Genomic DNA, 19,001 nt, shown 5'->3' on the forward strand with positions numbered 1-19,001 from the left:
TTGTCCTATGATGAAATTTAAAATTACAATTATTTACAAAGGACAAAATGCCAATATAGAGGCTAGTTTGTAACGGGACATCAATGATGTCCCCTACAACTGTGAGACATAGTTTTTATATTATTTTAGGTGCATATTCTTACTATAAATTTTTCTTTATAGCCGATTGAATTTAAAAGAAATTTTACTTTACACTCAATAAAAATTAAAAGACAAACCCAAATTTGCAAAACTAATTTATCGTAATACAGAAACAAAATTGAAAGCCCTAATTCGCAGAGATAAATTATTATAACCCACAATTGAAATTGAAAAACTAAATTGTATTATTATTTATAACCCTTTACCATAAAATATAAAAACATATTATCGGTTTAGTTACATAGATAAAGATAAAGAGTTTATAATGCTAAATATGCATAACAATATAGCTAAAAGGGATAAATTGCATAGGGATACATATTGATAAAACTGAGAAGATAATGGATAATAATATTTAGGAAACAGAATATTATAACTTAGCTAAATAACATAGTAATATAGCTTATAAGAAACAAATATAATAACACAACTTAGAAAAATACAATTTAGCGAAAGAATAATATAGCAACACAGTAAAACATCTTGGCTACAAAAATAAAGAATAGAGATGATTAATTAATGGGAAAAATCAAAAGGAAATACACATTAGGGGAAGAAATTTTTTCTTCTGTCAGCCATGGTGTGGGAGCTTGTTTGTCCATAGCAGGTACAGTTGTTTTGCTTGTATTTTCGGTTATATACGGAAATGCATTGGCAGTTGTCAGTTCGGCAATTTACGGTGCATCACTGATAATTCTTTACACAATGAGTACACTGTACCATTCATTTACAAATGAAAAGGTAAAGCATTTTTTTCAGATAATGGACCACAACACAATATTTTTGCTTATAGCCGGTACATACACACCGATTACTCTGTATATTCTTGGTGGTGTTACAGGTTGGATACTGTTTTCTGTTGTGTGGGTTGCATCAATTATCGGCATAACACTAAATTCAATTAATATGGAAAAGGCAAAGATTCCTTCTCTTGTTTGTTACATTGCTACAGGTTGGGTTATTATCTTCGCCATAAAGCCACTGATTGCAAAAGTACCTTTCCTTTCTGCATTATTTCTTGTGCTTGGTGGTATAATTTATACTGTTGGTATTGTGTTTTATGTAATTAAAAAGGTGAAATACTTCCATCCCATATGGCATATTTTCACTATACTTGGCAGTGCATTTCACTACTTCTCAATCTTAATAGCAATTATAAAAATGTAATATAAACGAAAAATTAAGGCTGATACTTTATTGTATCAGCCGTTTTTTGTATAAGAAAAGCCAAGACTATTTAGTAGCCTTGGCTTAGGATTATAAAAATTTAAAAGTTATAAGTAATTTAATTATGCTAATGCTTTCTTTAGTTCTTCTACCTTATCGGTATCTTCCCACTTAACATTAAGGTCTGTTCTGCCCATATGACCATAAGCAGCAGTAGGTAGGAACTTAGTATTACGAAGGTTAAGTTCTTCAATAATAGCAGCCGGACGGCAATCAAATACCTTCTTAACAGCATTTGCTATTTCACTATTACTATACTTACTTGTATCGAAAGTATCTACCATAATTGAAACAGGCTTTGCAACACCGATTGCATAAGCAAGTTGTACTTCACATATGCTAGCAATACCTGAGGCAACGATGTTCTTAGCAATATATCTTGCATAGTAAGCAGCACTACGGTCAACCTTAGTTGGGTCTTTACCTGAGAATGCACCACCACCATGACGACCATAACCACCGTATGTGTCAACAATAATCTTTCTGCCTGTTAGACCTGAGTCACCGGCAGGACCACCGATAACAAATCTGCCTGTTGGGTTTACAAGAATTCTTGTGTCATCTGTTAGTAGGTTTTCAGGGATAATTGGCTTGATAACATACTTGATTAAATCATTTCTAATCTGTTCAAGTGTAACATCTTCATCATGTTGAGTAGAGATAACAACTGTGTCAATGCTAACAACCTTGCCATCTTCATAAAGAGCAGTAACCTGAGTTTTGCCGTCAGGACGAAGATACTTTAGTGTACCGTTCTTTCTAACCTCAGTTAACTTCTTAGCCAGTTTGTGAGATAGTGAAATAGTTAGTGGCATTAGTTCTTCTGTTTCGTCACAAGCATAACCAAACATCATACCCTGGTCACCTGCACCAAACTGATTGTACTTGTCTTCTTCACCGTCTTTTAGTTCGTAACTTTCGTTAACACCCATTGCAATGTCAGGTGACTGTGTTGTAATCATATTGTTGATTTTGCAGTTATGACCGTTAAATAGAAGTTCATCTCTGTCATAACCGATTTCATTAATTACATTTCTTGTAACTGCTTCATAATCAACTTTAGCAGTTGTACTGATTTCGCCCATAATGTTTACGATACCGGCAACTGCTGTTGTTTCACAAGCTACATGAGCCATATTGTCTTGTTCAAAAATTGCATCAAGAATTGCGTCACTAATCTGGTCACAAACTTTGTCAGGATGTCCTTCAGTAACTGATTCTGATGTAAATAAATACTTTCCCATATCTATACTCCTTTTCTTATATTTCTTACCACAAAAAAAGCCACCGTGAAAGACGGTGGCTTAATACTCATCTTTCGGTTATACCGCAGGAATTAGCACCTTGCTTTTCGCAGGTTGCCGGACTTCATAGGGCCTGTCCCTCAGTCGCTCTTGATAAGAAAATATTTAATTTTTCTACCTTCATAGTGTAACACATAGTAAATATAATGTCAACTGTCGGAATAAATTGTCAGTTATTCTGCTGAAGAAGTGCTTTCAGAAGTAGGTTCTGTTGTGCTTTCTGCTACACTTTCTGTAGTATTTTCTTCAGTAGAGTTTTCTTCTGTGTTAATGGATGGGTTTGTGTTGTCATCATCCATTGTTTCAAAGTTACCACCGTAGTTGTTAACAATTTCAACAACCTTGTTGTATGTAGAAGCATTTGCATCATTGTTGATTAGAGATATTGTAGGGTCTGTTTCCTTTGACAATCTGTTATTTAATTCATCAACACTACTTAGCACTTCACCGTTATATGTTACTGTATCACCTGAAACAGTAATTGCAACAAGTGTTTCGTGGATTGAAGTGGAAGAAGTAGGTTCTGCACTGTCTGACATAGGTAGTAGGTTTTGAATATCTTCCTTAGTTGGAATGTGTCCAAAGTAAGCGTAAACACCACCACATAAAGCACCTAGGATAATAATGATAACAACAAATGTTTTTAGTCCTGTATGCTTTTTCTTTTCGGAATGGCCTTTATTTTTGTCACTTTTCTTAGAAGATTTTTCAGCTTTTCTGTCACTTGATTTACTGTTATCTCTTCTGTTACTGCTGTGACTTTCGTGACTAATGTGACTATCGTGGCTACTGTGTCCTCTGTCCTTTTTCTTAGACTTTTTCTTTTTGTCCTTAGAACCTTTGGAACTTTTACTGCTTGAACTTCTGCTACCTGAACTGCCGGAACTTCTGTTACTTCTGCTTTCACCACTATCGTTAGTATCAGCAGAGTAACTGCCCTGTGGTTCTTTAGTTTCAGGTGTAACTTCTTCAGTTTCTATATTTTCAGCATATGTATTTCTTCTAGGGCTATTGCTCTTTAGTTCTCTTGAAGAACTGTTGTCAAATACATATTCATCTTCGTTATTATCAATAGGTTCATCACTAAAGAAGTCAATCTGTTGTTTTGCTTTTCTTTGTTCGGCTAAGATTTTGTCAACTTCATCATCAATGTTAGTCATATCAGTTTTGAAGTCATCAAAAGATGTTTCTTTGTTTTCATCTTCAAAATAGCCGTGTGTACCTTTTTTTGCCATACTATCAACTCCTTTAATCAAATATATCACATTTTTGTGATTACTTCAACTGTTATTGTGTGTTCTTTTTTTGAAAAAATTAGGGAAGTTACATAGAAACTGTAACTTCCCTTTGTGTTAAAGTGATAAATTTTTAAGATACTTTATCAAACTGACTGTTGTATAGGTCTGCATAATAACCACCCTTTGCAAGTAGTTCTTCATGAGTACCTTGTTCAACAATGTCCCCATCTTTCATAAATAGGATTAAGTCAGCATTCTTGATTGTTGAAAGTCTGTGAGCAATAACAAAACTTGTTCTGCCTTCCATTAGGTTATCCATAGCCTTTTGGATAAATGCCTCTGTTCTTGTATCAACTGAAGAAGTAGCTTCATCAAGAATAAGAATCTTAGGGTCGGCAAGAATTGTTCTTGCAATAGTTAATAACTGCTTTTGACCTTGGCTAACATTAGATGCTTCTTCATTTAGAACCATATTATAGCCATCAGGTAGGTGCTTAACAAAGTCATCAACATGAGCAGCCTTTGCAGCTTTTACAACATCTTCATCACTTGCATCCAACTTACCGTAACGAATGTTCTCCATAATTGAACCTTTAAATAGCCATGTATCTTGAAGAACCATACCGTAAAGTTCTCTTAGTTCTCTTCTGTCAAAGTCATTAATGTTGTGTTCATCAACTAAGATGCTACCACCGTTTAGGTCATAGAATCTCATCAGTAGCTTAACCATTGTTGTTTTACCTGCACCTGTAGGGCCAACAATAGCAATCTTCTGACCTTGCTTAACTTTAGCTGAGAAGTCGTGAATAATAATTTTGTCCTCGTTGTAACCGAATTTTACATGGTCGAATGTTACATTACCTGTGATTTCATCAACAGTAACATTTTCACCGTTAGGCTTTTTGCAATGGTTTTCAGCCTCTTGTGACTCTTCCTTTTCACCGATAAATTCAAAAATTCTTTCAGCTGATGCAGTCATTTGCTGAATCATATTACTTACTTGAGCAAGTTGCTGAATAGGCATTGTAAACTGTCTTACATACTGAATAAATGACTGAATGTCACCAACTGTAATTGTACCTTGAATAGCTAGGTAGCCACCAAGCACTGCAATTGCACCGTAAGCTAAGTTACCGATTACCTGCATAATAGGACCTGCTAAACCTGAGAAGAACTGGCTCTTCCATGCTGATTTATAAAGCATATTGTTGGACTTTTCAAATTCTTCAACATTTCTGTCAACTGTGTTAAAAGCCTGAACAATGTTAACACCACTGATTGTTTCTTCAACTTGACCGTTAACATGACCTAGGTAATCTTGCTGATTTCTAAAGTGTTTCTGAGAAATCTTGAAAATAAGTGAAATAAAGATTAGTGCAACCGGTAGAATAACTAAGGCAATAAGTGTCATCATCCAGTTAATACTAAACATCATATATAGCACACCGATAATTGTTGAAATTGATGTTACTGCCTGAGTTGCAACCTGGTTTAAACTTGTGCAAAGAGTATCAACATCATTTGTGATGATAGATAGTGTTTCACCTGTTTGGTGTCTGTCAAAGTAGTTCATAGGAAGAAGATTGATTTTGTATGAAATATCTCTTCTTAATCTATAACCAACCTTCTGAGTTACTGTACTCATTAGGAAGTTCTGAACAAAACCACAAACTGAACTTGTAATATAGATACAAAGCAGTCCGATTAAGATACCGGCAATTTTACCGAAATCAATACCTGAACCACCGGAATACTTACTCATAATTCCGTTGAAAAGTTCTGTTGTTGCATTACCTAAAATCTTAGGTCCTATAACATTGAAAACTGTACTTGCAATGGCGAAAATTACAACAATGAGTATGGCAAACTTGTAGTTGCCGATATATTTAAAAAGGCTTTTGATAGAACCCTTAAAGTCTTTTGCTTTAGCTGTTCCCATCATTCTTCCTTGTGGACCTCTACCACCTCTAGGTCCTCCCATAGGCATAGGCATTACTGTAATTCCTCCTTTGACAACTGACTTTCTGCAATGTCACGATAAACCTGACAGTTTTTCAGTAGTTCTTTGTGTGTACCCTTACCAACGATTTTACCGTTGTCAAGTACAAGTATCTGTTCAGCATTTAGAACTGTGCTGATTCTTTGAGCAACAATAAGGATTGTGCTATTCTTAATATTTTCGCTAAGTGCCTTTCTTACTGCAACATCAGTCTTAAAGTCCAGTGCTGAGAAACTGTCGTCAAAGATTAGCACTTCAGGTTCATTTGCAATAGCTCTTGCAATTGATAGTCTCTGTCTTTGACCACCGGAAACATTAGTACCACCTTGGCTAATGTGTGTTTCATATTTCTTAGGCTTTTCATTGATAAATTCTGTTGCGTGAGCAATCTCTGCTGCTTTTTCAATTTTTTCCATTGGTAGGTCTTCATTTGCAAAAGCAATGTTGGACTTAATAGTACCTGAGAATAACATACCTTTCTGTGGTACATAACCGATTTTATCTCTTAAATCAGTTAATTTAACATCCTTAATATCTTGACCGTCAACTGTAACAGAACCCTTAGTTGTATCGTAAAATCTTGGGATAAGGTTGATAAGTGTACTCTTACCACTACCTGTTGAACCGATAATAGCAGTAGTTTCCCCAGGCTTTGCAGTAAAGCTAATATCCTTTAGTACAGGTTCTTCTGCTCCCGGATAAGTAAAAGTTACATCCTTAAATTCAACAACACCCTTTTGCTTTTCTTCAAACTGCTTAGGGTTTTCAGGGTTGTGGATTGTAATTTCTGTATCGTAAATTTCACCAAGTCTTTTTGCTGAAACAAATGCTCTCGGAATCATAATACTTGCCATACAAATCATTAGGAATGACATAATAATCTGCATTGTATATTGGATATATGCCATAATGTCACCAACCTGCATATTACCTGCATTAGTTTCATTAGCACCAACCCAAACAATAAGTACTGTTGTACCGTTCATAATGAACATCATAGCCGGCATCATAATTGCCATAACTCTGTTGACAAATAGGTTAGTCTTTGTAAGAGTTTTGTTTGCATCATCAAATCTTTCATTTTCGTGGTCTTCACGGCTAAATGCTCTGATAACAGGTAGACCTGTAAGAATTTCTCTTGATACTAGGTTTACCTTATCAACCAACTTTTGAAGTGCAGTAAACTTTGGCATTGCTATTGTCATTAGTGTTGCAACAAGTACAAGGATAACACCAACTGCTAATGCAATAACCCATACCATACCGGAACTCATATTAGTTACCTTTAGTAATGCACCGATACCTAAGATTGGAGCATAGATAATCATTCTTAGCATCATTACAATAACCATCTGGATTTGCTGAATATCATTTGTACATCTTGTAATTAGGGATGCATTACTAAATTTGTTTGATTCACTTGCTGAGAAGTTGATAATTTGGTTATATGCATGACTTCTAATATCCTTAGAAAATCTAGCACCGATAATTGATGCAAGTAGAGAAACAGCAATCATACATACAAAGATTACACCGGCATAACCAAGCATTAATGTACCTGCTTTAAATAGGTAATTCATTCTTACTTGGTCGGTATCAACACCGGCAGACTTCATAAGACTTTCTGTATATGGTGTTACAACCTGTGTGATTGTGTCTTCCCCAAGTTTGTCAAATGCCTTTAGCTTGTCGTTCATTACATCGGTAATTTGACTCATAGTGTTTTCGCTGAATAAAGGCAAAATCTCAAACATATCAACTGAGTCACCCTTTTGGGACTTCTTGTTGATTTCCATAAACTTCATTTGGTTTTCAGGTGTCATTTCTTTAACACCCTTTTCCATAATCTTTTGGAAGTCCTTGTTGTCAATCTTGCCACTTACTGAGTCGGAAGAAAGTTCGCCTTTCTCACCTTTTTCTAACATATAAGTGATAAGCATAGGCTTTGTTAGCTTATCGGCAAGTTTATCGGCGTTTTCATCGCTGATATTTTCCTTTAATGTAAGAATATCTTTGTTTTTGTACTTCTCACTTTTATACTGAGAATTTACAAAGTCTTTGTCATTTTTTTCCATAAAAAGCTCTATTTTATCCATTTCGCTTTTTGGAGCTTTATCCGGTGTAACAGTTTCAATACCGGACTGCTGAATACCAACATTGACAATATTACTCATATATGTTGGCAATGATAAGTCACAATAAGCCTGAATTACTAGCAAAATTACAACGAAAATAATAGGAATGATTGCAGGTTTAAAGTGCTTTAGTAACTTCTTCAATATATTCACCTCTTATTTAGTTCAGTATATAGATTTTAACACTATTTAAGGATATGTACAATGTATATTTTAAATTCAATGTTCATTATTTTGCACAAGAAATAAACCGTTTAGTTGTACATAATGCCGAAAATAATAATCATTTCTGTTTTATTGATATTTATTTTAAGTTATGGCTATTCTTAACAATTATTTTATTGAAAAATAACATATATAATTCTATACTAGAATAAAAATATGAATAAAATGTGATATTCTATCTTTAATTAAGAAAGAGAGGCATTAATTATGATTAAAGAAGTAACAAAAGATATTACATATGTTGGTTGTGATGATAAAACTCTTGATTTGTTTGAAAGTCAGTATATAATTCCTAACGGTATTGCATATAATGCTTATGTAATTATGGATGAAAATATTGCACTTATTGATACAGTTGATAAAAGAAAAACCGGTGAATGGCTTGAAAATGTTGAGAAAGTTCTTGATGGTAAGACACCTAAGTATCTAATTGTAAACCATATGGAACCTGACCATTCCGGTTCTGTAGAGGCTTGTATCAAGAAGTATCCTGAAATCACTTTAGTAGGCAACAAGAAGACTTTCCTATTCCTAAAGCAGTTTACAGGTCTTGACCTAGAAGCAACTTCAAAGGTTGTTGCCGAAGGTGATACTCTTGAACTTGGTACACACACACTTAGCTTTGTATTTGCACCAATGGTTCATTGGCCTGAAGTTATGGTTACATATGACAGCACAGATAAGGTTCTGTTCTCTGCTGATGCATTCGGTAAGTTCGGTGCATTAGATACTGATGAAGATTGGGCTTGTGAGGCTAGAAGATACTACTTTAACATTGTAGGTAAGTATGGTGTGCCTGTACAAGGACTACTAAAGAAAGCATCAAAACTTGATATTCAGATTATCTGTCCTACTCATGGTCCTGTTTTAACAGAAAATCTAGATTACTACCTAGATCTATACAACACATGGTCAACTTATCAGGCTGAAACAGATGGTGTATTTGTTGCTTATTGTTCAATTCATGGCAACACAACTGAGGCAGTAGGTAAGCTGGAAGAAATCCTAAAGTCTAAGACAGACAAGAAAGTTGTTGTAACTGACCTTTCAAGATGTGATATGGCAGAGGCTATTGAAGATGCATTTAGATATAGCAAGTTAATTGTTGCTGCTCCATCATATGATGCAGGTGTATTCCCTGTAATGGCAGATTTCCTACATCATCTAAAGATTAAGGCTTATCAGAACAGAAAGGTAGCTATTGTAGAAAACGGTTCATGGGCACCTACTGCTGCAAGAACTATGAAGGGTTACCTGGAAGAAATGAAGAATGTTACTATCTGTGATACAGTAGTTACAATTAAGTCCAGAGCAACAGAAGATACTTATAAAGAAATGGAAAAACTTGCTGACGAAATCTTGGCATAATTTTCAAAATCAATTATTATTAGCCTCTGTAATTTTACAGAGGCTATTTTTCTATAATCTTTATAATATTTTTAATAGTTTTTATAATATTATTTAAAAAAATTTATATTATTTTAAAAATTTTGCAACCTTTTTGATTTTTGAAAAGTATTATATATGTAAGTATATTTATAAACTAATAATTGTTTTTACAAGAAAGGATAATGTATGAAAAATTTTAAGAAAGTTATAGCAACATTTCTTTCGGCATTGATGGTTACCGGCAGTATGGTGTGTGGTGCAAGTGCAGTTTCCACAAATCAAGAAAGCAATGTTAAAAACAAAACCAAACAAACACTTATCTATCCAAACAAAAATGATAAAAAGAAGAAAACCTATGTTGAAGGTGAAGCAGTTGTAATGATGAAGGGCAGTAACCTTATTTCATCAGGTGCTTCTCTTAACAAGATAATGGATGTTTCTTCTTCAATTAAGGTTGAAAAGGTTAGTGACTTTAAGGAAAGAAAGAGCAGTAAATCTGTTGTCACAGTTTCCTCTAAAAAGTTAAGTACAGAAAAAATTATTGAACAATTAAAAGGTGAAGATGATGTTCTGATTGCCGAACCTAACTATATTTGTAAGGCATCAGCCATTACGGATGATAAGTACAGTAAGTATCAATGGGCATTGGAAAACACAGGTATCAATAACGGTAAGGTTGGTGAAGATATTAAGCCTTCCTCTATGTGGAACAAAAAGTCCACCGGTGATAAAACACCTGTAGTTGCTATTATAGATTCCGGTGTTAACTTTAAGCATGAAGATTTGAAAGATAAAATGTGGGTAAACCCATACCAAAACAAACTTAGAGGTGTTCATGGCTTTGACTTTACAGGTACAGTAAAGAACAGTGAACCTATGGATGGTGATGGTCACGGTACTCATTGTGCAGGTATTATCGGAGCAACTAGGGATAACAAAATCGGTATAGCCGGTGTTGCTGACAATGTAAGGATTATGGCACTAAAGTTTTTGGATAATTCAGGTCAGGGTACTACTGATGATGCCATTGCTGCTTATAACTATATTTATAATGCTCAAAAGCTAGGTGTTAATGTTGTTGCAGTTAATGATTCTTGGGGTAGCTATGATTACTCCAAAATTCTTCTGGATGTTATTAATCAGGTTGGTAAAGAAGGTGCTATTACTGTTGCAGCTTCCGGTAATGAAAGCACTAACCTAGACAATGCATATGATTTTAATACTATTAATGATTACGATGATGACTATGATGAAGAATTTAGCAATAAAAAATATAGTGAATTAGATGGTGACCCGTTTAGTTATTATTCATATCCGGCTTGTTATGACAGTAATTATATTGTATCAGTTGGTGCCAGTGGTGAAGACGGTAAACTTGCTAATTATTCTAACTATGGCATTGAAAAAGTAGATACAATTGCTCCCGGTACAGATATTTTGTCAACAGTAAGCAATGACTGTTTCTTGCCAACTATTTATAATCAAGAAGAACTTAATGAAAGATGTCAGCAATATATTACTAAGGACTTTAATGCAAATACTTCTGATTTAAGTGATAACAAAGATGGTATTAAAATTACCGAAACTAATACAGGCTATGATGACGGTTTAGGTGATAAAACTTGCTTAAAGATTGATTTTTCTACAACAGATAATAACAATTTATATGCTATTGAAATTCCGTATACAGTAACATCAAATGGTGATAAGGGTACTTACGGTAGCTTTATGTATAGTTTTGAAAAAGCTCCTAATGGAGATGATTCAGATTATTTTACTGAAAATGGTATTTATTTTGCTGAATTTGCTAAGGATGAAGAATATACTTTTAAAGATGTAATGAATCAAGAAATAGGTTATTACCTCAACGGAACAGGATCTTGGTCACATGTTGAAATTCCAAAACTTACACCGGCAAAAGTAACAGGTGAAAGAAAACTTGTTATTGTAGTAAGTTATGAAGATAATTATGATTTTTCACTTAAACTTGATAACTTTGGTGTATCAAAGGGTACTGTGAACGAAAGTGAAAACTTTGGTCAGTACGATATTTACAGTGGTACATCTATGGCAACTCCATATGTTGCAGGCAGTATTGCGCTTATGAAAGATAAGGACAGTAGCCTAACAACTGAACAGCTAATTGAAAAGGTAAAGAATTCTGTACACCAAACTACTTTAGTTGACGGTAAAGCAAAGTCAAGTGGCGTCTTGTCACTGGACAAAACCAACTCTGTTATTCCTAGAATTAACTCTTGGGAAAATAAGAATGGCAAATCTGTTGTCAAAGGTGTTAATTTTGATAATATTCAAAAAGTAACTGTTAATGACAAAAATGTAAAATATACAGTTAAAAATTCTACTGAAATAACTATTGAAGATAATAATTATTATGGCGGTATTTGTACCCTAAAGGTATATTCAAAAGATGGTTATGGATATTATTCAGCAGTAAGTCTAAAGGGTACTAGGTACAAGAATAACGGTATCATTAGTTTAGAAGAATCTATTTTTAATTACGATATAGTCAGTGATGGTAAGTATTTTTATTGTGTAGATGATAGAAATGCATTAGTTCGTTATTCAATAGACAAAGATGGTATTATTAGATTTAGCAGAGATGGTAGTTTCCAAGGTGCTATGAAAGTCCATTTTGCTGATATAACTAATGGTAGCAAAACTAAAATTAAAACAACATCACCTGTATATTACAATGGCAACATATATATTTATGCTGATTATTATCTAAATTTAGAATCAAATGAAGATGACTTTTATGTTAAGAAAAGTGCAATTATAACATACAATGTTTCCACTTGTAAGAATACTATACAGACAGTTGAGGGTATAGACTTAGCTGAACAAGCAATTGCAGTTTATAATAAATCATTGTATCTAATAGGTGGTTATGATTATAGTACCGGTGAATTTTCTGATGCAGTATACAAAAAGGTAGGTTCATCATGGCAGAAGGTTACTTCACTTCCTGAGAAAAGAGCAAGAGGTAAGGCATTGCAGTATGGCAACAAGCTAATCTATTCTCTGGGTATTAATGAATCAGGTACTTGTCCTAAGACTTTGATTTTTGACGGTAAGACTTGGACAGAAAGCAAAATCAATTTAGGAATAAGTAAATTTGCTACTTATTATATTGGTAACAAATCATATAATTTTTATGATTGTGGTTATGATTTAGTTGGCAATGGTATTTTGTTCACCGGTAGACTTTTCAACAATATAGGTGATACTGTTGTATATAACCCTACTAAGGATACACTTACTGCACTAAATAATTATTTCCATACAGATAGTGTAAATGGTATAAAGGGTACTATTGTAGGTAACAAATTCTACGGTAAAGGTTTTGAAGGTAATGCTTCATGTACATTCTCATTTAATGTAAAAACAGGTATGAAGAAAGTTGCAGTATCTTCCAATGTAAATGGTGGCAAGGTAACCGGTGGTGCATATTATATGCCTAACACTACTGCTAAAATTACTGTATCCCCTAACAAGAATTTCAAGTTTAACTATATGCTTATTAATGGCAAAAAATACACTAAGCCTACTGCAACATTTACTGTTACTAAGGACACTTCGGTAAGAGTATATTATATTTCTATGGTTACTAAGATTAAGCTAAACAGAACTACTCTTACACTAAAGAAAGGCAAGACAAAACAGTTAACAGCTACTATTACCCCAAAGACTGCTACAAATAAAAGTGTTGTTTGGTCTAGCAATAAAAAGTCTGTTGCAACAGTTAACAGTAAAGGTAAAATAACTGCTAAGAAGAAAGGTACTGCCATTATCAAAGCTACTGCTAAAGATGGTAGCAAAGTCTCTGCAACTTGTAAGGTAACTGTTAAATAAGATAGTTAAGTTATATAATAATTGCTTATAGTAGTAACTTTGTAAGATTATTTTAACTACTATTAATAATTAAAATTTTATAAGTTTAAAAAGGATATGGTCTACTCCCCTAAACCATATCCTTTTCCTTTGTCTATACAATTTTTATTTTTTAATTTTTATTGTGGTAAAGGTCAGTTCGATAAATTAGGGTTTTTCAATTTTGTCTGTGGGTAAAGGTTAGTTTAATAAACTTATCTTTTCAATTTTGATTGTGGGTTAAGATAAATCAGCAATATAAATTAGGATTTGTGGGGATGTTTATGTAATATAGGTTAATTAGATATTAACCGATTAATTCAACTAATTAATAGCTTTTTCCCTCCTTCAGTCATTCTTTAAAAGGTGAATTGCTTTGCAATTCACGAATGACAGCTTCCTCGTCTGAGGAAGCCTTTGTCTTTACCGTAATTTCTACTAAATAATAAAGTCTGTATTATTTCAAAAATTGCGTATTATTTTAGATTTGTACAGACTATTTTGCCTCCCTCGCTGAGGGAGGTGGCTTTGCGTAAGCAAAGACGGAAGGAGTGATTGGAATTGTAAATTCATTTACAATTCCATATTAACTGAAACTTTTCTCTATTTCTAACTATAAAATATAAGAAAAATTATGAGTTACAGGTGTAGGGGACATCATTGATGTCCCGTTACAAACTAGCCTTTATATAGGTACTTTGCCTTATGTAGATATTATAAATTTATAGTCTGTAAATAGGGCAAAAATCCCATAGGTATCACACTTTTTTACGGGCGAACGATGTTCGCCCCTACATCTGTGAGCCATAATATGATATAAAAATCGGTACTGTTTATGCTACAAAATATGGTTATATTATGAATTGTACAACCACTTAATTTATAGTTTGTACAAGGATATAGTTTGCACTTTTTTATAATACAACATCTCCACAAGCCCCAATTTGCAAAGTTAACTCACAATAACACAAAAATTAAAAATAATGGCAACAAGGAGTTGCTTGTACTAATAAACGATTTACATTATAATATAAATAGGTGGTGAATAATATGGAAACAAAGGACATAATACTTGAACTAAGGACAAAGAAAGGTTTATCACAAGATGAACTGGCTGAGAAATTATATGTAACAAGACAAGCAGTATCTAGGTGGGAAAATGGTGATACAATTCCAAATACAGAAACACTAAAAGCACTTTCAAATTTATTTGATGTATCTATCAACACCCTACTGGGTTCTCCAAGAAAGTTGATTTGTCAATGTTGTGGTATGCCACTTGAGGACTCAACAATAAGCAGAGAAATTAACGGCGATTTTAATGAAGAATACTGCAAATACTGTTACGCTGACGGTAACTACAGATACGACAATATTGATGAGTTGATAGAAGTATGCGTTAAGCATATGAGTAATGAAGAATTTTCTCCGGAAGAAGTAAGAAAATATATGAAAGGGTTACTACCTCAATTAAATTATTGGAAAAAATATTCCCAGCTTGGTGAAAATGAGTTTTGCAATTTCAAAAGAAAACTTGTTGAAGAAATTAATGAATTAAAAATTGAGGGTATGCCAAAGGTTGATACATTGTATTCACTTGAAGGCAACAAAGTTAACTTGGAATACAGACTGCCTAACGGACAGTACACAAAATTTTTAAATGAAAACGAAACATATTTTTGCAATCAATTGGAGTGTGAATTTGGTGGAGAAAGATGTTTTGGTATAGTAGCAAATATGGACTTTATCCTTGTATCAACTTATGAGGAAAATGGAATCAATCCTGAATTAGTCCTATATAAGAAAAGATAATTTAAGTTTTGTTAATTATAAATTTATCTCAACTAACAAAAAGCCCATAGCACAAGCTATGGGCAATTTTATATATTATTTTTTGTTATCTACTTTTGAGCTATCTGCTACTTTGGAATTTTTCTTATCATACTTATATCTAACCAACTCAATAATCAAAACAAAAGCAATGATTATACAAGCAGTAAATGTAAGGAAAGCATCAATAATTATTGCTACTTCACCAAGCACAAATTCCAAACAAAAGAAAACAACTGATAATGCTAATAACCCAAAAGCAATATAGAAAGCAATTCTGTTATTTTTTGTAAAATTCTTAAATCTCATAATGTTCCCTATAAAAAAGCAAGTGACAACATAAGTCATCACTTGCCTATAATTATTTCTTAATTTCTAGGAGTCTTTCGGCTTTTTCAACTTCTTCTGCAGTTGGAATTTTGTAGCCGTCAAGTGGGTAAGGAATACCTAGCTTTTCCCACTTCATAAGACCTAGTGTATGATAAGGAAGAATCTCAACCTTATCTACAGTTTTAAGTTGCTTAATAAACTGATTTAACTTCTTTAGACCTTCTTCATCATCAGTAAGGTTAGGAACAAGAACATGTCTTATCCACATATGAATACCCTTATCTGATAGGTACTGAGCCATAGCAAGAATATTTTCATTCTTATGACCTGTTAGTTCCTTATGCTTATCACTTTCGATTTCTTTAATGTCAAGCATAACAAGGTCAGTATATTTAATTAGTTCATCAAACTTCTTTAGAAACTCAGGGTCATTCTTAAATGGTTGACCACAAGTATCAAGGGTAGTATGAACACCCTTTTCCTTAGCCAGTCTGAAAACCTCTGTTACAAATTCAATCTGTAATAGTGGTTCACCACCACTGATTGTAATACCACCGTTTTTCTTCCAATAATTCTTATATCTATAAGCCTTATCAAAAAGTTGTTTAGCAGTTAATTCATCACCGGCGTTCTTGTCCCAAGTGTCTGGGTTGTGGCAATATTTACAACGCATATTGCAACCCTGTAAAAATGCCACATATCTAACACCAGGTCCGTCAACCAGACCAAAAGTTTCGTAAGTATTAATTCTACCTGTTATATTACATGCTTGCATGACAAGTACGAGCAATAACATCTAGCTGCTGTTCACGAGTTAGGTCGATGAACTTAACAGCATAACCTGAAACACGGATTGTGAAGTTTGCATATTCTTCTTTTTCTGGGTGTTCCATAGCGTCGATTAGCTTATCCTTACCAAATACATTAACATTTAGGTGATGAGCACCCTGATCGAAGTAACCGTCCATAACCTGAACTAGGTTATTAACTCTTTCATCTTCTGAGTGACCTAGAGCGTCTGGGTTGATTGTCTGAGTATTTGAAATACCATCTAGTGCCCAGTGGTATGGTAGCTTAGCAACTGAGTTTAGAGAAGCTAGTAGACCGTTCTGTTCTGCACCGTAACTTGGGTTAGCACCAGGTGATAGTGGTTCGCCTGCCTTACGACCGTTAGGCATATTACCTGTAGCCTTACCATAAACAACATTTGATGTGATTGTTAGGATAGATGTTGTTGGTTCAGAATCACGGTATGTGTGATGCTTCTTAATCATATCTAGGAATGTCTTTAGTAGCCATAGAGCGATTTCGTCAGCTCTGTCATCATCGTTACCATACTTAGGGAAGTCGCCTTCTGTATCAAAGTCAACGATAATACCGTCTTCATCACGGATTGGCTTAACTGTTGCATACTTAATAGCACTTAGTGAGTCAACAACATGTGAGAAACCTGCAATACCTGTAGCAAATGTACGACGAACATCTGTATCAATAAGAGCCATTTCAGCTGCTTCATAATAATACTTATCGTGCATATACTGGATTAGGTTTAGTGTATTTACATATAGACCAGCTAGCCAGTCCATCATTGTTGTATACTTATCAATAACCTTATCATATTCTAGAGTGTCACCTTCGTATGGCTTGTAAGCAGGACCAACCTGTTCACGAGTCTTAACATCAACACCACCGTTTAGTGCGTATAGAAGACACTTAGCTAGGTTAGCTCTAGCACCGAAGAACTGCATTTCCTTACCTGTCTGAGTAGCAGATACGCAGCAGCAGATTGAGTAATCGTCGCCCCATACCGGCTTCATAACATCATCATTTTCATACTGAACTGAGCTTGTACGAATTGAAATCTGTGCAGCATAGTCCTTGAATGCTTCTGGAAGTGATGAAGAATATAGAACAGTTAGGTTTGGTTCTGGTGAAGGTCCCATATTTTCTAGTGTGTGTAGGAAACGGAAGTCTGTCTTTGTTACCATTGAACGACCGTCAACACCTGTACCACCAACTTCTAGTGTAGCCCAAACAGGGTCACCTGAGAATAGCTGATTGTATGATGGGATACGAGCGAATTTAACCATACGGAATTTCATTACCATGTGGTCGATTAGTTCCTGAGCTTCTTTTTCTGTTAATGTTCCGTTTTCTAGATCTCTCTGAATGTAGATGTCTAGGAATGTTGAAATTCTACCAACACTCATTGCAGCACCGTTCTGAGTCTTGATAGCAGCTAGATAACCGAAGTATAGCCACTGACAAGCTTCGTGAGCGTTACCTGCTGGTTCTGAAATGTCGTAACCATAAGCCTGAGCCATAGTCTTCATATCATTTAGAGCCTTAATCTGTAGAGAAAGCTCTTCTCTCTGACGGATAACATCATCTGTCATTGTACCGTCGCCTGTGTTAGCAAAGTCATGCTTCTTTTCTTCGATTAGGTAATCAATACCGTAAAGAGCAACTCTACGATAGTCACCAACGATACGGCCACGACCGTATGTATCTGGAAGACCTGTAATAATCTTGTTATGACGAGCCTTCTTCATTTCAGGTGTGTAAGCATCGAATACACCTTGGTTATGTGTACGGCTGTATTCGTTGAAGATCTTGTGGAACTTAGGGTTAGGTGTGTAACCGTTAGTTGTACAAGCCTGTTCAGCCATCTTAATACCACCGAAAGGCATAAATGCTCTCTTAAGTGGCTTATCTGTCTGAAGACCAACAACCTTTTCAAGATCCTTAGTTTCTTCACTAATATAACCAGGGCCATAAGCTGTTAGAGTAGAAACAACTTCTGTTTCCATATCTAGGATACCACCCTGAGCTCTTTCTTTCTTCTGTAAATCCTGTAGAACGCCCCATAGCTTATCAGTTGCTTCTGTTGGACCTTCTAGGAATGATGAATCGCCATCGTATGGTTTGTAGTTGTGTTGGATAAAGTCACGAGTGTTGACTTCTTCTTTCCACATACGGCCTTCAAAGCCGTCCCATTGCTTAAAATTAATCATTTTCTATCCACCTCTACTATTACTTTTTGGGTCTTTTTTTCTAACCAAATTTATTATACTACTATTTCGCTAAAATACAAGTGAAAATCATAACTATTTTGAATAATTATTGTAAATACCAAAAAAATCGAAATATTAGTTAATTTTATAGTGCAATTTAAAGAATAATTGACCGTTATTTTCACATATTTAGAAATTTATAACAGTATATTCTTACATTTTTGATTTATCAATATATGTATATAGTGTATTACCCTTATCACAATAACTACATATTG

At 34.3% G+C, this 19,001-nt stretch carries 11 protein-coding genes and 1 riboswitch; of the genes, 4 read left to right on the plus strand and 7 right to left on the minus strand.

Annotated features, from left to right (window positions below; translation table 11 throughout):
• Positions 1-660: 660 nt before the first annotated feature.
• Positions 661-1,308 (plus strand): PAQR family membrane homeostasis protein TrhA, encoded by a 648-nt coding sequence (trhA, locus tag E5Z56_RS02795; protein ID WP_138156423.1) that lies wholly within the window; start codon positions 661-663, stop codon positions 1,306-1,308.
• Between the two features lie 122 nt (positions 1,309-1,430).
• On the opposite strand, the gene metK is transcribed toward trhA, so the two are convergent.
• The 4 genes from metK to E5Z56_RS02815 form a co-directional block, all read right to left on the minus strand.
• Entirely contained in the window at positions 1,431-2,612 is a 1,182-nt protein-coding gene (gene metK, locus E5Z56_RS02800; protein ID WP_138156424.1) for a methionine adenosyltransferase, read from the minus strand.
• A gap of 64 nt (positions 2,613-2,676) precedes the next feature.
• Positions 2,677-2,772, minus strand: a riboswitch (SAM riboswitch).
• A gap of 73 nt (positions 2,773-2,845) precedes the next feature.
• Entirely contained in the window at positions 2,846-3,907 is a 1,062-nt protein-coding gene (locus E5Z56_RS02805; protein WP_138156425.1) for a hypothetical protein, read from the minus strand.
• A gap of 133 nt (positions 3,908-4,040) precedes the next feature.
• The gene (locus E5Z56_RS02810; RefSeq protein ID WP_408638815.1) at positions 4,041-5,903 is read right to left on the minus strand and encodes an ABC transporter ATP-binding protein; all 1,863 of its coding nucleotides are present in this window, start codon (positions 5,901-5,903) and stop codon (positions 4,041-4,043) included.
• Positions 5,903-8,188, minus strand: coding sequence for an ABC transporter ATP-binding protein (locus E5Z56_RS02815; RefSeq protein ID WP_175405358.1), 2,286 nt, complete (start codon positions 8,186-8,188; stop codon positions 5,903-5,905). Before E5Z56_RS02815 ends, E5Z56_RS02810 begins: the two co-directional genes overlap by 1 nt.
• A 288-nt stretch (positions 8,189-8,476) precedes the next feature.
• On the opposite strand from E5Z56_RS02815, the gene E5Z56_RS02820 reads away from it, so the two are divergent.
• From E5Z56_RS02820 to E5Z56_RS02830, 3 genes are all read left to right on the plus strand, one after another.
• Complete coding sequence (locus E5Z56_RS02820; protein ID WP_138156426.1) at positions 8,477-9,637, plus strand: FprA family A-type flavoprotein; 1,161 nt, start codon at positions 8,477-8,479, stop codon at positions 9,635-9,637.
• A 207-nt stretch (positions 9,638-9,844) separates the two neighbouring features.
• Entirely contained in the window at positions 9,845-13,531 is a 3,687-nt protein-coding gene (locus E5Z56_RS02825; protein ID WP_138156427.1) for a S8 family serine peptidase, read from the plus strand.
• 1,068 nt (positions 13,532-14,599) lie between these two features.
• Complete coding sequence (locus E5Z56_RS02830; protein ID WP_138156428.1) at positions 14,600-15,361, plus strand: zinc ribbon domain-containing protein; 762 nt, start codon at positions 14,600-14,602, stop codon at positions 15,359-15,361.
• A gap of 75 nt (positions 15,362-15,436) precedes the next feature.
• Here the strand turns inward: E5Z56_RS02830 and E5Z56_RS02835 are convergent, their stop codons facing one another.
• The 3 genes from E5Z56_RS02835 to pflB are packed head-to-tail and all read right to left on the minus strand — an operon-like array spanning position 15,437 to position 18,723.
• On the minus strand, positions 15,437-15,688 hold the full coding sequence (locus E5Z56_RS02835) for a hypothetical protein (protein ID WP_138156429.1): 252 nt from the start codon (positions 15,686-15,688) through the stop codon (positions 15,437-15,439).
• 52 nt (positions 15,689-15,740) lie between these two features.
• On the minus strand, positions 15,741-16,505 hold the full coding sequence (pflA, locus tag E5Z56_RS02840) for a pyruvate formate-lyase-activating protein (protein WP_207668587.1): 765 nt from the start codon (positions 16,503-16,505) through the stop codon (positions 15,741-15,743).
• Positions 16,471-18,723 (minus strand): formate C-acetyltransferase, encoded by a 2,253-nt coding sequence (gene pflB / locus E5Z56_RS02845; protein WP_138156431.1) that lies wholly within the window; start codon positions 18,721-18,723, stop codon positions 16,471-16,473. The genes pflA and pflB overlap by 35 nt, the downstream gene beginning before the upstream one ends.
• Positions 18,724-19,001 lie beyond the last annotated feature (278 nt).

It is taken from the genome of Ruminococcus bovis, assembly GCF_005601135.1.
GTDB lineage: Bacteria > Bacillota > Clostridia > Oscillospirales > Acutalibacteraceae > Ruminococcoides > Ruminococcoides bovis.